The sequence below is a fragment of the Bacillus sp. GW823-FHT06B01 genome, from assembly GCF_058952315.1.
Genome location: NZ_JBXAHR010000001.1, coordinates 909,407 through 924,987 on the forward strand (window position 1 = coordinate 909,407; position 15,581 = coordinate 924,987).

14 protein-coding genes are annotated in these 15,581 nt (G+C 34.3%); 4 read left to right on the forward strand and 10 right to left on the reverse strand.

The features are described from left to right. Positions 1-473 precede the first annotated feature (473 nt). The gene (locus AC1Q8N_RS04695; protein WP_000646791.1) at positions 474-659 is read left to right on the forward strand and encodes a YkvS family protein; all 186 of its coding nucleotides are present in this window, start codon (positions 474-476) and stop codon (positions 657-659) included. A 58-nt stretch (positions 660-717) separates the two neighbouring features. Here AC1Q8N_RS04695 and AC1Q8N_RS04700 read toward each other — a convergent pair whose 3' ends face one another. Continuing rightward, positions 718-1,017 carry an ArsR/SmtB family transcription factor gene (locus AC1Q8N_RS04700; protein WP_000214798.1) on the reverse strand — a complete coding sequence of 100 codons (300 nt, stop codon included), beginning with the start codon at positions 1,015-1,017 and terminating at the stop codon, positions 718-720. A 330-nt stretch (positions 1,018-1,347) separates the two neighbouring features. Here AC1Q8N_RS04700 and AC1Q8N_RS04705 point away from each other — a divergent pair, with 330 nt between their 5' ends. Further along, on the forward strand, positions 1,348-1,521 hold the full coding sequence (locus AC1Q8N_RS04705; protein ID WP_001142748.1) for a hypothetical protein: 174 nt from the start codon (positions 1,348-1,350) through the stop codon (positions 1,519-1,521). Between the two features lie 117 nt (positions 1,522-1,638). Here AC1Q8N_RS04705 and AC1Q8N_RS04710 read toward each other — a convergent pair whose 3' ends face one another. The 4 genes from AC1Q8N_RS04710 to AC1Q8N_RS04725 form a co-directional block, all read right to left on the reverse strand. Then, positions 1,639-4,728 carry an AAA family ATPase gene (locus AC1Q8N_RS04710; RefSeq protein ID WP_493521097.1) on the reverse strand — a complete coding sequence of 1,030 codons (3,090 nt, stop codon included), beginning with the start codon at positions 4,726-4,728 and terminating at the stop codon, positions 1,639-1,641. Beyond that, the gene (locus AC1Q8N_RS04715; protein WP_098076287.1) at positions 4,725-5,882 is read right to left on the reverse strand and encodes an exonuclease SbcCD subunit D; all 1,158 of its coding nucleotides are present in this window, start codon (positions 5,880-5,882) and stop codon (positions 4,725-4,727) included. Before AC1Q8N_RS04715 ends, AC1Q8N_RS04710 begins: the two co-directional genes overlap by 4 nt. A 15-nt stretch (positions 5,883-5,897) precedes the next feature. Further along, a complete protein-coding gene (locus AC1Q8N_RS04720) occupies positions 5,898-6,137 on the reverse strand; it encodes a DUF2584 family protein (protein ID WP_098049347.1) in 240 nt (79 codons plus the stop codon). Positions 6,138-6,320: 183 nt separating this feature from the next. Next, positions 6,321-6,578 (reverse strand): hypothetical protein, encoded by a 258-nt coding sequence (locus tag AC1Q8N_RS04725; RefSeq protein WP_046955733.1) that lies wholly within the window; start codon positions 6,576-6,578, stop codon positions 6,321-6,323. 316 nt (positions 6,579-6,894) lie between these two features. Between AC1Q8N_RS04725 and AC1Q8N_RS04730 the strand changes: the two genes are divergently transcribed. Further along, positions 6,895-7,950 (forward strand): enoyl-CoA hydratase/isomerase family protein, encoded by a 1,056-nt coding sequence (locus AC1Q8N_RS04730; protein WP_493521098.1) that lies wholly within the window; start codon positions 6,895-6,897, stop codon positions 7,948-7,950. Positions 7,951-8,177: 227 nt separating this feature from the next. Continuing rightward, the gene (locus tag AC1Q8N_RS04735; RefSeq protein ID WP_493521099.1) at positions 8,178-8,810 is read left to right on the forward strand and encodes a LysE family translocator; all 633 of its coding nucleotides are present in this window, start codon (positions 8,178-8,180) and stop codon (positions 8,808-8,810) included. A 71-nt stretch (positions 8,811-8,881) separates the two neighbouring features. On the opposite strand, the gene AC1Q8N_RS04740 is transcribed toward AC1Q8N_RS04735, so the two are convergent. From AC1Q8N_RS04740 to prpD, 5 genes are all read right to left on the reverse strand, one after another. Beyond that, the gene (locus AC1Q8N_RS04740) at positions 8,882-10,342 is read right to left on the reverse strand and encodes a CoA-acylating methylmalonate-semialdehyde dehydrogenase (RefSeq protein WP_060488680.1); all 1,461 of its coding nucleotides are present in this window, start codon (positions 10,340-10,342) and stop codon (positions 8,882-8,884) included. Positions 10,343-10,378: 36 nt separating this feature from the next. Then, the gene (locus AC1Q8N_RS04745; protein WP_493521100.1) at positions 10,379-11,269 is read right to left on the reverse strand and encodes an NAD(P)-dependent oxidoreductase; all 891 of its coding nucleotides are present in this window, start codon (positions 11,267-11,269) and stop codon (positions 10,379-10,381) included. A gap of 16 nt (positions 11,270-11,285) precedes the next feature. Continuing rightward, the gene (locus AC1Q8N_RS04750) at positions 11,286-12,995 is read right to left on the reverse strand and encodes an acyl-CoA dehydrogenase FadE (RefSeq protein WP_048546662.1); all 1,710 of its coding nucleotides are present in this window, start codon (positions 12,993-12,995) and stop codon (positions 11,286-11,288) included. Between the two features lie 154 nt (positions 12,996-13,149). Further along, positions 13,150-14,058: a methylisocitrate lyase gene (prpB, locus tag AC1Q8N_RS04755; RefSeq protein ID WP_098076291.1), complete on the reverse strand. Its 909-nt coding sequence runs from the start codon at positions 14,056-14,058 to the stop codon at positions 13,150-13,152. An 18-nt stretch (positions 14,059-14,076) separates the two neighbouring features. Next, a complete protein-coding gene (gene prpD, locus AC1Q8N_RS04760) occupies positions 14,077-15,513 on the reverse strand; it encodes a 2-methylcitrate dehydratase (protein WP_000598118.1) in 1,437 nt (478 codons plus the stop codon). Positions 15,514-15,581: the final 68 nt, after the last annotated feature.

A 15,581-nucleotide genomic window follows, 5' to 3' on the forward strand; every position in this document is an offset into this window, starting at 1 on the left:
CGCCTCCTCTTTCTATTTCAATGCTATTCGCTAAATTTTCTTTTTTTATGTTCATATTGACCACCTCTTTTGATTTAACACCTTCATTGTATAAGATGTTACCGTTTATGTAAGCACTTACAAGATAGAGCGTCAAAAATATGGAATCAGTTACAGAAAACGAAGGACGAAATACAAAAAACGAATTATTAAATACGTAAATAGCTATTATTATGTTTTGCATTCATACGACTTACAGCTGTTTTATCATCTTTTTTTATAAAAATTATGTCTCAAGTTTTATCATAACTAGATTACAAAATTTTGATTTTCCTATACAACCAAAAAAACTATTTTTATACTACGATGCACTTTATTTTTTATAAAATAAAAAATATTTTATTGATAAACAAAACTAAATATTCACTAATATATCTATACGTGGTTTAATATATATAATAAAAAAATATTTCTGTCTTTAATAAGGAGGTACTATGAAAGCAAACGTAGGGGATACTATACTTTTTCAACGAAATAATTTAAAGATTACAGGATCTGTATTAAAACTTTATACTGAATCGGTCTTAGTTGAAATTACAAATGTAAGCGGTGGTACTTTTGAATTTGATCGAACGATTGTAAATCATAAAAACTATAAAATTTTAAATACGAATACATAAAACAACAAAAAATAGCCCCTGCTCACCAGCAGCGGCTATTTTATATGAAAATACTTCATTAGTTTATATATCCTAAAACACTTACAATCTTACTCGCTTTTAAATTATTAATATGATAATAAATTTCTAAGCCCCTTCTCTCAGCTCGTAACACTTTACCTTTCATTTTTGATAAATGTTGCGAAACAGTCGATTGTGGAATATTTAGTAATTCTGTTAATTGTGTTACATTACAAGTTTTTCTCGTACTTAATTCATTTACAATTTGTAATCGGATTGGGTGAGCCATAATTTTTAAAATATCTACATCTTCTTCTGAAACTAAACTTTTTCTCATTTCACTCGTATATGTTGTCATAAGACATTCCCCTTTTATATGAATTTCTCTTATTTATATCTATTTCCAAAATATTTAAAACTCCGATGTGAAACCTTTATATAAAAATAATAGAATTTTAAATGTTTAAAAACAGAACGAAATACAATTCACTTTATTTATTTGGTACATATACATAATACAATGTTAATATGTGCTCTATGTGAAGTTAGCATATATTTATAATGAAGATTTTTCAAGCAATTCACATCTAACTATATACTTCCTCATAATACTATCCAGTGATTTTAACATATTTTAGGCATTTGTATATACTATCTACAAAATAAATGTTGTTTAGGAGGAATTCAAATGCCAACAATGTTACAAGAAGAAGTTGAAGAAGCACGCGAAACATATGTCAGTCGTATCATTTTGGTCGGTGGATCAGCTTTATTTTTAGTCGGTGGTGTTATCTCGGCAATTTCGGCCTTTAAGACTTATAATCGATTGGAAAATACACCGCCTTCTACAGATAACTCCTAAGTGAATTATTTAATTTTGAATCACAAATAAATGCCGTCTCTAAAAAGAGGCGGCATTTGTTTTATCATAAGTTCTTTACTAGAAGATCACAAACAATACTTTGAATTACACTTGAACTTACTTCACCACAAAACGAGTCTGACTACACCCATCCTTCTGCTTCGTTACTTCTAATACAGCTGGCATTGCGTTTTTCAGTTCTTGAACGTGTGAAATGACACCGATAAATCGGCCTGATTTTTGTAAGTCAATTAAGGCGTCAACTGCTTTTGTTAATGACTCCTCATCTAATGAACCAAAACCTTCGTCGATAAACATCGTTTCGATGGAAATACCGCCTTCATACGATTGAATGACGTCTGCCATTCCAAGCGCTAAGCAAAGCGATGCATTAAATTTCTCACCACCAGATAATGTTTTTACATCGCGTGTTTGGCCCGTATATGCGTCGTATACATCTAATCCTAATCCACTTTGACGATTTCGCTTTTCAACTCGTTCACTTCGTTTTAAATAAAATTGTCCATTTGATAATTTACGTAATCGTTCGTTTGCAATTTGAACAATTTGTTCTAAATACTCTATTAAGATGTAACGTTCAAATGATATACGGCTTTCGTTATCACCTTTCATTACTTCATATAAATCAACAAGTTCTTGGAACGCTTTTTCTTCCTCATGAATTTGCTCATCAATACGTCTAATGTTTTCATGTAAATCAGAAATATACGTTACCGCAGTTTGCGCACGTTGGCGTTTTTCTTTTATTATATCGAGATTAATTTGTAATTCTGTTATGTGTTCACCTAACGCCGTAATATCCATGTACTCTTTATCTTTTAATTCAGCATGTAACTCTTCAATTTGTTTTGTAAGCACTTCAAGAGATGAATAATAACTTTGGATTTCTTTTTGTAACATCTCCATTTCAATATCACTTAATTTAGCTTCTTTATACGTAATTTGATCGGTAAATCCGCTCTGCTCAAGCTCTTTCATAAAGCGCGTAAACGTCTCTTCTTTCTTCAATTTTGTACTTTCAAATTGATTAGAAGCACTTTCCTGTTCTGCTTGAATACGTATATTTTCATTTTGCCAATGTTGATACGCTTCCTGCACTTTCTTCCATTCGTCCTCCATTAATTTGAGTTCATGCATAGCTTGGTCAAACTGGACTTTCCAAGCTTGGACTGTTTGTAAGTTTTCAGGAATATTTTTCTTATCATGTTCATATGACGTACGAAGTTGCATACACTCCATTTCTATACGGTGCTGTACTGTTTCTACCTCACGCTTTTGTTTCTGAAGTGCATCTACTTTTTCTTCTACACTCTTTATATTCACAGCAGTTTGCTTACGCGTTTCTTCACTCGCTTTTAGCGTATTTACTTCAGTTGCTAATTGTTTTCCTTTTTGAACAAGTGCACTGTATGTTTCAACTAATTCCTCTGAGCGATAGCCTCGCTTCTTAACCTCCCCTATTACCTGTTCATATTGTAGATGATAGAAATTCCATTTCTCCTCTAATTGAACATGTAATTTTTCAGCAATATTCTTCTTATCTCTTAAATCATTTAACTCTTTTTCATCGATCGCATCACTTTGCTCTGTAGCTTTTTTCGGATGGTTCGTACTACCACATACTGGACAAGATTCGCCATCATGTAGATGAAGAGCTAATATACCAGCTTGTTCACTTAACCAGCGACGTTCCATATTTTCATATGCGTTAACTGCCAATCGCATCTTATTATATGCCGCTTCTTTTTCTTTCTCGAATTTTTGCTTTTCTTGCCATACATCATATGCTTGCTTTAAAACTTTTGCATCTTCTCGCATATTCGTTAGTTCTTCTACTTTATCTACATATTGTTCAAGTGCTCGTTCTAATTGCTGTAATTCATCAGACATTAGCTGTTTTTGATTTGTATGCTCTTCTAATTGTCGATCTAAGTTTTGCATACTTTCTTTTAATTTTCCTATTTGAATTTCTGCATTTTGTAAATTCAACTGTTTCTCAGCTAATGATGCAATAATCGATTGTAACTCTTCTAATCTTTGAACAAGTTTTTTTGCATTTTCTCTCTCAGGTTCTTTATTCTTTACCGCTTCATATTTCTCCTGAGCAAGTTCAAAGCTTTTCGTTACATTTTCTTTTTTAGCGATTATTTGTTTTAATAAACTTTTAGCCTTCTGCTCATTTTGCATTGCTTCTTCGTACCATTGTTCAAATGGTAATAAGCGCTTCGCCTCTTCCGCACGTTTAAAAGATTTTTCTTTCATTTCAATAACTGTACGATTTTCTTGTAAAGTGTTATATTTCTCATTCTTTTGTTGTAAATCTATAAATTTCTCATTTATGGATTTCGCTGCATGAAAACGTGTTTCAGCATCCTTTAATTGCTTCGTTTGAACATCTTGTTCTATTTGTAATTGCTCCACCTCTGCCTTATACACATCTGTTTCTTGTTCTAATGCTTCTACTACTTGATGCGTGTTTACATGTTCTTGTTCCACCAATGTCTCTAATAATGCTCCATCGCGGATTGGTAATTTGAAAACATTACGGAAGTATAGCTCTCGCTCTTTCTGTTTTTCTTGTAAAACTTCTTTCCATTGTTTTCGTTTTTGATCAAGTAACTCACGCATTAACTTATAACGATCCGTTTTAAAAATACGACGTAAAATTTCTTCTTTGTTTTCTGTCTCAGATGTTAATAGTTTTCGGAATTCCCCTTGTGGTAACATAACAATTTGGCTAAATTGATGTTTACTTAAACCAATTAAATCTTCCACTTTTTTATTTACATCCGTTACATGGAAACGATCAACAGCTGGAACATTCTCTTCATCAATCACTTCATATAGTTCTACTGCATGTCCCGTAATTGTCTTGTTCCCTTGTTTTTTATGTCCAAGTTGTCGTTTTATTTCATAACGTTTCCCTTTTAACTGAAAGGTTAGTTCTACACTTGTATACATATTATCATCAGCAAATTGACTGCGAAGCATGCTCGTATCACTACGTTCTTCTCCGCTTGCCTCACCATATAACACATAACAAATCGCATCAAAAATCGTTGTCTTTCCAGCTCCTGTATTCCCAGAAATGGCGAAAATACGATGATCTCCAAGATCGTTAAAATCGATTACTTCTTTCTGTTTATATGGCCCAAATGCTGTCATAATTAGCTGAATCGGTCTCATCCTCGTTCACCTTCCCGTTCTTGCACTGTTTGTAGTACTTCTACAAATAGACGTTCTTTCTCTTCTGATAAATCTAAGCCTTTCATTTCTTTATAAAAAGCCTTTAATAACGATAAATCATCCGTTTTATGTCTTGAAACAGTTACTTCATTTGACTCTGTGAACTCTCGTCTTTGAATAGATCTTTCAACATGCATTGCATTTGGATATACAGATCGTATTTTTTCCATTGGCTGCAAGACAGGATTTTCATCTAATAATTTTACAAACACATAATCTTCACTTACTGGATGTTGTAATAATTCATCTATTTTCGCTTCTACTGTTCGCATTTTACGACGTGGTGCAAGTAACCTTTTTTCAATTGTTGCTTCACCTTGCTCGTCCAGTTCCACAATATAATATCCTTTTTTATGTTTTTCTTCAGAAATAGAATATGCAAGTGGAGAACCTGAATATCGAATTGTCTCATTACGTACAAAATGCGCTTGATGTAAATGTCCAAGCGCTGTGTAATGAAACTTATCAAAATAATGACTATTTACGTATTCAGCACCACCAATTGAAAGTGGTCGTTCTGCATCACTTGTATTCTCTTCCGCTTCTCCCGCAGAAGTTACAAATGCATGACCAACAAATACGTGTCTTGCTTCTTTATCCATTGTTTCAGAAAGCTCATTCATAAAAATACGCATCGCATCATCATGAGAACGTACATCTTCGTTTTTCAAAACATGTCTAACTATGCTTGGATCCGCATATGGAACGAGATGGAAGTGAACCTCGCCATATTCATCATTTAATATAATTGGCTCATATGGAAATTGAAATTGTCCCACAATAAATAATCCTTGTTTCTTCATTAAACTACTTGCAAAATGAATACGATCTGGACTATCATGGTTTCCTGCAACCGCAATAACTGGTGTTTGTAAATCAATGACTATTTTTTGTAAAACATCATTTAATAAGTCTACTGCTTCCGTAGGTGGAATTGCTCGGTCATATAAATCCCCTGCAATAATTACGGCATCTGGTTTTTCTTCTTCAACAGCTTGTACAAACTGATCTAATACAATCTTTTGATCTTCAGTCATATACACGCCATGAACGAGCTTTCCTAAATGCCAATCCGCTGTATGAAATAACTTCATAGTTTCCTGCTCCTTTTAATTTACTGATTTTAGTGATACGAGTTGATAGTTTATTGTAGTTTCTCCGTTTTCCCACTCTAACTTTTGTATCATTGCACTACCAATTCTTTCTTCATTTGATTTATATAAAGGCAATATTTCTTGAACTGTAAATAAGTGATAACCATCCAATTTTAATTGAAATATGTTTTCTTCTATATGTAATCTTACTTCTTTTTCATTTGAAATAATTTTTGTGTGCATCTCAAATTTCATGACAGATACAACCCCTTTTTCTAATCTCTACACTATTAATAGTATATTGGCTATGCAAGATTGACAAGTAAATACACGACAAAGTACACACTTTTCTACCGCTATATGTTTTTTATTTTTATATATAATACGGTATGTGAAATTTTATTTATTGTAAAAATAAAAATGTCTAATGTGACATCTTTATTTTTGTATAAAGTCTTTCATTACATAATATAAAACTGTAATGAAAACGATCGCTACAAAAAATGAAAATACTGCGATAATGTACCCATCCTTATTTAATAAAATGCAAAAAGAAATAGATATGATAAAAATCGGAAATACAAGTCGTACTTTATCCTTCACTTCCTCTGTCGTATCTGTATGATGAAAATACTGCGTTATCCCTATCATTAAAGAAGACAAAATAATCACCGACAATAGTAAAGGTCCTGGCATTCCGATTTCTCCTTTCTCTATTTCTAATGAAAAGCAATTTTTCTTTCAGCATAATCACTTCAAATACTCTTTTTGAAGTGATTATGCACAATTTACACATATATAATAGCGTGTTTATCATGATAATTTCAAATAATTACAATTACAGTAATGTTGTAATATTCATTTTCAACCTCAGAAATCCTGCAAATATATCTCGTCAAAATATGCGGTATACAAATTAACACGTACCGTCAACTTTAGACAAAATTTATAAAGGACATTTCAGTACGTATCAAGAATTAAGAATAAGAAGATATGTAAGGGAGGATGAATTATGACTGAACACGTTTTATTTTCTGTTAGCGAAAACGGCGTTGCATCAATTACTTTAAACCGCCCAAAAGCACTTAATTCTTTATCTTATGACATGTTGCAACCAATTGGGCAAAAACTGAAAGAATGGGAACATGATGAGCGAATTGCGCTTATCGTATTAAAAGGAGCTGGCACAAAAGGTTTTTGTGCAGGCGGCGACATTAAAACTCTTTATGAAGCGCGTTCAAATGAAGCTGCATTGCAGCATGCGGAACGTTTTTTTGAAGAAGAGTATGAAATTGATACATATATTTATCAATATAAAAAACCGATCATCGCTTGTTTAGATGGAATTGTAATGGGCGGTGGTGTCGGTATTACAAATGGTGCGAAATATCGAATTGTAACTGAGCGTACGAAATGGGCAATGCCAGAGATGAATATCGGCTTCTTCCCAGATGTCGGTGCTGCTTATTTCTTAAATAAAGCTCCAGGGTTTGCTGGCCGCTATGTTGCTTTAACAGCATCTGTTTTAAAAGCTTCTGACGTATTATTTATAAACGCTGCTGATTACTTTATGACATCTGATTCATTACCAATTTTCCTTACTGAACTTGAAAGTGTAAATTGGTATAAACAAGATGATGTACATACTCATTTAAAAGAATTCATTCGTACATTTGCAACTGCTCCAAACTTAGAAAGCGAGCTTTCTATTTCATTAGAAGAAATTAATTCACATTTTGCATTCGATACAATTGAAGAGATCACCGATTCATTGGAGAAAGCTCAAAGTTCCTTTGCTTTAAAAACGAAAGAAACGCTATTATCAAAATCCCCTATTTCATTAAAAGTAACTTTAAAACAGTTTATTGATGGACAAGATAAATCCGTTGAAGAATGTTTCGCTACCGACCTTGTACTTGCTAAAAATTTCATGAGACATGAAGATTTCTTCGAAGGAGTACGATCCGTTGTCGTTGATAAAGATCAAAATCCGAATTATAAATATAAGCAATTAAGTGATGTTTCAGAAGAAGATGTAAATCGGTTCTTTAACTTACTTAATGCATAATAAGATGAAACATTAATAAGTGGGGGTTCATTACCCGCTTATTATTAGCCCTCACCGATCGTCCGGTCATGCGGGATAAAATTGAGGCTATATAGTAGTGGAATTTCACTACTATATAGCCTCTTTCTCATTTAATAATTTTTAATAAAATTTAATTTTATTAAATCAAAAATGTATGCTACACTATTTTTAATCAAATATTCTAAAAATAAAAAGGAGGAGCAACTATGATTGAAAATTATTTTCTTTTCATCATTATGTCTATTTGTCTTATTATTTTACCCGGTCCTGATACTGCAATGGCGACGAAAAATACATTGGTTGCCGGTAAGGTCGGTGGAGTGAAAACAGTGTTCGGTACATGTGTTGCACTTTTAATTCATACTTTAGCAGCAGTAATCGGACTTTCCGCAATTATTGTAAAGTCAGCTCTTTTATTTTCTATTTTCAAGTACGTTGGAGCTCTGTATTTAATTTATATTGGCATTAAAGCCCTTTTAGCGGTAAGAAACAAAGAAGGCTTTGATACGAACGATATATCTTTAAATAATGAAGATGAACACACTTCTTGCTTTCGCCAAGGGTTTCTTACGAATTTATTAAACCCTAAAGTTGCAGTCTTCTTTTTAACCTTTTTACCTCAATTTTTAAATCCAAATCATAATACGTTTTTTCAACTTCTCGTAATGGGTCTTACTTACCTCGTATTAACAGTTATTTGGTTCGCTTTTTATATATTTTTAATTGATAAAATTAGTGCTTTTATGAAAAAACCGAGGACGCAACGTTATATTCAAGGCTTAACAGGAATCGTCTTAATTGGTTTTGGTATTAAACTAGCTTTTGAAAAAAATAATTAACAAGACGAAAAACACCACATCTTCAGAGTGGCGTTTTTCATTTAACAACTGTTTTGGCTGTTTACTCTCTATTAAAACCAGCGCTCTGTTACAACTTTTTTACGTGTATAGAATTGAACACCATCTGTACCATTTGTACCTAAATCACCAAAGAATGAAGCTTTATTTCCTGCAAATGCGAAAAATGCCATTGGTGCTGGAACGTTTACGTTTACACCGATCATACCAGCATCGATATTATCACGGAACGTTTGTGCATGTTTACCATTTGACGTATAAATAACCGCGCCATTTGCAAATTTAGATTGATTTGTTAATTTAATACCTTCTTCTAAATCTTTAACTCGTACAATGCTTAATACTGGAGCAAAAATTTCATCTTGCCAAATTTTCATTTCTTGATTTACACCATCAAAGATTGTCGCACCTACAAAGTAACCTTCTCCAACTTCTTCCTTAATTTTGCGACCATCAACTAATAAAGTTGCTCCATCTGCTACACCGCTATTAATATAGCCTAATACGCGCTCTTTATGAGATTCACGAATTAATGGTCCAACATAATTATCTTCGTGGAAACCGTCACCTACTTTTAACTTCTTCGTCTCTGCTACTAGTACGTCGATGAATTCATCAGCAATTTCATCAACTACTGCTACTACTGAACATGCCATGCAGCGCTCTCCACTACTTGCGAATGCAGATCCAATTACACCTTGCACTGTTTTCTCAAGATTACAATCAGGCATTACAATCGCATGGTTTTTTGCACCAGCTAACGCTTGTACACGTTTCCCGTGTTTCGTACCTGTTTCATACACGTAACGAGCTACCGGCTCAGATCCAACGAATGAAATAGCTTGAATATCTTTACTTTCTAAAATGCTATTTACAACATCTTTTCCACCTTGTACTAAATTCAATACCCCTTTTGGAAAACCAGCTTCATAGAATAACTCTACAAGTCGCTCTGCTAAAAGTGGCGTTCTTTCTGATGTTTTTAATACGAACGTATTACCGCAAGCAATTGCAAGTGGGAACATCCATAATGGAATCATCATTGGGAAGTTAAACGGTGTAATACCAGCAACAACTCCAATTGGGTAGCGCCAAATCGATCCATCAATGCCGCTAGCAATATTCGGAAGAGCTTGTCCCATCATTAAATTTGGTGCTGATGTTGCAAGTTCTACCGCTTCAATCCCTCGCTGCACTTCACCAGTTGCATCCGTTAATGTTTTACCATTTTCTAGCGTAATGATTTTAGCAAGCTCTTCTTTGTTTTCTTGTAAAAGCTGTAAATATTTATATAATTGTCTTGAACGATTCGGAACTGGTACTTTAGACCATGTTTCGTATGCTGCTTTTGCCGCTTCAACAGCTTTTTCAACATCTTCTTTCGGAGATAGCGGAACGTAAGCGATAATTTTTCCAGTCGCCGGATTCGGAACTGCTTCTACTTCTGTACCAGTAGATTCTACCCACTCACCATTAATATGATTTTTTACTCGTTTAATTTCAGTTGTAATCATTATATTCTCTCCTTTTTTATGATGTATATAAGTCTATTATTTTTGATTAGAAATTAACTGTTCACTAACTTTCTTATATAAAGCAGCCATATCGTTTTCACCATATCCTGCCTCACTTGCTTCTTCATATACGTTTAATAGCATTTCGCTTACTGGTAAGTGAAGTTCGCTTTCTTTCGCTAAATCTACTGCAAATCCTAAATCTTTCTTTAATAAATTTACAGTAAAACCTGGCTCGTAGTTTTCTGATGCAATGAAACTTTTATAATTACGCTCATAAATTCTACTTTGACCGTAACTTACATTTAAAATATCAAACATTTTATCTAAATCCATATTATTCTTTTTCGCTAATGTTAAAGCTTCACTCACACCAGCTGTATAAAAACCAATTAATAGGTTATTAATTAATTTAACTGTTGTGCCACTATCAATCTGCTCACTAACATGGAAAACATTCGCGCCTAGTACGCCCATGATACATTCCGTTTTCTCATATACTTCTTTCGATCCACCAACCATAAACGTTAATGTACGGTTTTCAGCTCCAATTACCCCACCACTAACAGGTGCTGCTAAAAAGTCTACTTTCTTTTCCTTTGCAGCTTCCTCTAACTGTTTGTTTAATTGTGGAGATACAGTACTTGTATCAATTAAAACTACATTCGAGTGGCTATTTTCAAATAATCCTTCTTCCCCAAAATACACCGCTTCAACAGCGCGAGGTGAAGGTAAACTTGTAAAAATCACATCGCATGTTTCTGCTAGTTTTGAGATTGATAAGCCAATAATTCCTCCTTCATTTTCAAAGGAAGCTTCGGCCTCTTTATTTAAATCCACACCGTATACTGTGTAACTCGATTTAACTAAATTTTTAGACATCGGAAGACCCATATTACCTAAACCGATAAAGCCAATCTTTTTCATATCGCTTTCCTCCTATTTACACAATATACTTTCCACGATTTATAATAGCTTTCGCAATTTCTCTCTTTTTTGTAAATACGTTCGTGTATAAAGGCACTAATAATTGACGAATTTCAGCTAAAATTACGTGTCTATCTTGTTCTTCTGTGACAGCCGCTGAAAGTATAGAAATCGCTGCTTCTTCTACTTTACGATAGCCTTCTTCACAAATAACATCAGTTATCATTTGTTTCGTACGCTCTTTCTCTTCACCGTTTTTACTAATTGCTTTACTCGTGCGTAAAAATGCTGATTCCATGACGTACACGTCCGTTAACATATTTGATAATACACGTGAATATTCTTGTTCTTGGTCAATTTTTAACCCTGGAGTTTTAGAGAGCGTTTTCAAAGATTGTTTCAACAATTTTTTCGCTAATAAAATGTAACGATGGTTTCTTTCAATATTTGCTACATCAACTTCTACTTCAGTATCTTCAATTTGTTCTATTTGCTTCATTAACATTTTAGCAACTGTTAATCTATTAATTTCGTTTGTTCCTTCAAAAATACGACTAATTCTAGCGTCACGATATAATCGTTCTACCTCGTACTCTTGCATATAACCGTAACCACCATGAATTTGTACAGCTTCATCTACGATGTGACCAAGTGTTTCAGAAGCATTTACTTTATTAAGTGCACATTCAATTGCAAATTGAGACATTTTCTTCATAAGATCTTCATCGCTCTCATGAATTGCTTCATCAATTACACCTGCTGTACGGTAGGCTGCACTTTCTGCTCCATATGTAGCAATGATCATATTTGCAATTTTCTCTTGAATCATCGTAAAATCTACTAATTCCGTTTGGAACTGTTTTCGCTCTTTTCCATATTGAACCGACAAACCAATTGCTTGTTTTGCTGTTCCAATATTTCCAAAAGCCAACTTTAGTCTAGCGAAGTTAAGAATATTAAGAGCTACGTGATGCCCTTTTCCAACTTCCCCTAAAACATTTTGAGCAGGGATGACAACATCTTCTAAAATTAGGGTAGCCGTTGAAGAACCTTTAATCCCCATTTTCTTTTCTTCTAGTCCAATGGATACACCTTCACATGTTCTTTCGACAATAAACGCTGTCATTCCTTTATTTGTCTTCGCAAAAACAACGTATACATCTGCCATATGAGCATTTGTAATCCACTGCTTCTCACCATTTAACTTCCAAGCAGTACCATCTTCATTTAATACTGCACTTGTTTTTGCACTTAAAGCATCAGAACCAGCATTTGGCTCAGTTAAAGCATACGCCCCAATCCATTCTCCAGACGAAATTTTCGGCAAATATTTTTCTTTTTGTTCTTTCGTTCCGTAATATATGTAAGGCAATGTACCTACACCAGCGTGTATATTAAAGGAAACACTAAATGCACCAGCGTATCCCATTTTTTCTGCTACAAGCCCTGAAACTGCCTTTCCTAACTCAAATCCACCGTACTCTTCTGGGACTTCGATACTTAATAATCCAAGTTCTCCAGCTTTCTCAAATAATTGACGAGAAATTTTATAGTTATGTTGTTCTATATTCTCCATTTGTGGAACAATTTCTTGTTTAACGAATTGTTCTGTCGTTTTTGCGATTAAATCTTCATCTCCTGAAAAATCTTCTGGCGTAAAGAAAGTATAATTCACATCTTTATTAAGTGAAAAAAATTCATCCCACGGTAACTTTGTTTTCTCCATCTGAATCCCCCTATCATTTCGGCCTTACTTGCTACTACGTATGCTCGTCTACGATGAGTGGAATTTCTTATTTGTGAAAACAGAAGGCGATGAATTGTCACATCAAGCAGTTCGTTTTGCCAAAGATGTATTCTCATCGCCTTAGTTGTTTTATCTATTGATCCTCTGATAATACTGTTTTTGCAATTCCAGTATCTAATTCTTCAAAGTCATGATATGAAATTGTTTCATATAACTCACTTCTCGTTTGCATACTTGAAAGTGCATCTTTTTGAGAACCTGTTTCCTTAATTAAAGTAAACACATTTTCATATGCTTTCGCTGCAACACGAAGTGAAGTTACAGGATAAATAACTATTTGGAAGCCCATATTCACAAATTCCTCTGCACTATAATATGGCGTTTTCCCGAACTCAGTCATATTCGCAAGTAAAGGCGCATTTACTTTACTATTAAATAGACGGAACTCTTCTTCTGATTGAAGCGCTTCAGGGAATATCGCATCTGCACCTGCTTTTACATAAGCGTTCGCTCTTTCAATCGCTTCATCTAAGCCTTCTACACCGCGAGCATCTGTACGTGCCACAATATATAAACTTGGTGCAACTTCTTTAATCGCTTTAATCTTTTGAACTAATTCTTCTGTAGTAACGAGTTTCTTACCATTTAAATGTCCACATTTCTTCGGTAATTGTTGATCTTCAATTTGAACAGCCGCAACTTTTGCTTCCACCATTTCTACTGCTGTTCTCGCTACGTTTAATACACCGCCAAATCCTGTATCAATATCAACAAGAACTGGTAAATCTGTAGCTCTTACTAGATCTCTTGCTCTTTCTGCTACTTCAGTAGACGTCACGATTCCTAAATCTGGTAGACCTTTACTTGCAGTATAAGCAGCTCCTGATAAATATAAAGCTGAAAAACCTGTATTTTTCGCAACAAGAGCAGCCATTGCATCATGAGCACCTGGAATTTGCAAAATCCCATTTGCTTCTACTAAAGCTCGGAAGCGATTCGCAAGCTCCTCTTGTGTTGACTGTTTATTCACAACCCAAGCCATTCTAAATTCCCCCTATTATTAATTTAAGAATAGATCTACAAATTCGTTTACATTCATATTTTCTAGTTTTTCTTCATTTAGACAAACTTCATGAATTTGTTCTTGTTGCTTACTAGAATAATGACCTGCCATATTTGCAGTGAATTTTTGAACAACTTTTGGAATTGCTTCGTCTCTACGGAAACGGTGACCAAGTGGATATTCACATTCCACATTTTCTGTTACAGTGCCATCCTTGAAATGAACTTGAACAGCGTTGGCGATTGAGCGCTTGTTCGGGTCAAGGTAATCTAAACTGTACTGTTTGTTTTCAACAACAACCATCTTATTACGTAATTCATCTACACGTGGATCATTTGCTACTACATCCTCATAATCATCCGCAACGATATCTCCTTTTAACAAACCAATTGCCGTAATGTATTGTAAGCAATGATCACGATCAGCTGGGTTATTTAATGGACCTTCTTTGTCGATAATACGAATTGCTGATTCATGAGTTGTAATCGTAATACGATCAATTTCATCTAATCTTTCTTTAATTTCTGGATGTAATTTCACAGCACACTCTGCAGCTGTTTGTGCATGGAACTCTGCTGGATATGAAACTTTAAATAATACATTTTCCATTACATAAGACTCTAATGGTCTTGCTAACTTTAATTCTTGTTTATTGAATAATACATCTTGGAATCCCCAGCCTGGTGCAGATAATGCTGTTGGATATCCCATTTCACCTTTTAGAGCAGTCATTGCAAGATGAACACCGCGGCTTGTTGCATCACCTGCTGCCCATGATTTACGTGAGCCTGTATTTGGTGCATGACGATATGTACGAAGACTAGAATTATCAATCCATGCATGTGATAATGCATTAAAGATTTCTTCACGTGTTCCGCCGAGCATTTTTGCAACTACAGCAGTTGTTGCTACTTTTACGTATAATACATGGTCAAGACCAACACGATTCAAACTATTTTCTAAAGCTAGTACACCTTGAATTTCATGTGCTTTAATCATCATTTCTAATACTTCACGTACTTTTAATGGTTCTTTTCCTTCTGAAATACGAACACGGCTAATATAATCTGCAACTGCTAAAATACCGCCTAAGTTATCAGATGGATGTCCCCACTCTGCTGCAAGCCAAGTATCGTTATAGTCTAACCAACGGATCATACATCCGATATTAAATGCACCTTTCACTGGATCAAGCACATATGACGTACCTGGTACACGTGTACCATTCGGCACGATCGTTCCTGGTACAACTGGTCCTAGTAATTTCGTACACTCTGGATATTGTAATGCTAAAATTCCGCATCCAAGTGTATCAAGTAATACGTAACGAGCAGTACTGAATGCTTCTGCGCTAGTTACCTCTTTATTTAATACATAATCCGCAATTTCTTCTAATAATGCATCTTTTTGTTTAATTTCATTTGTTTTAATCATACTATTCTTCCCTTTCTGTCGAAAATTCGTTATTATTAATGATGGGTGTCGGTCAAACACCCATCTAG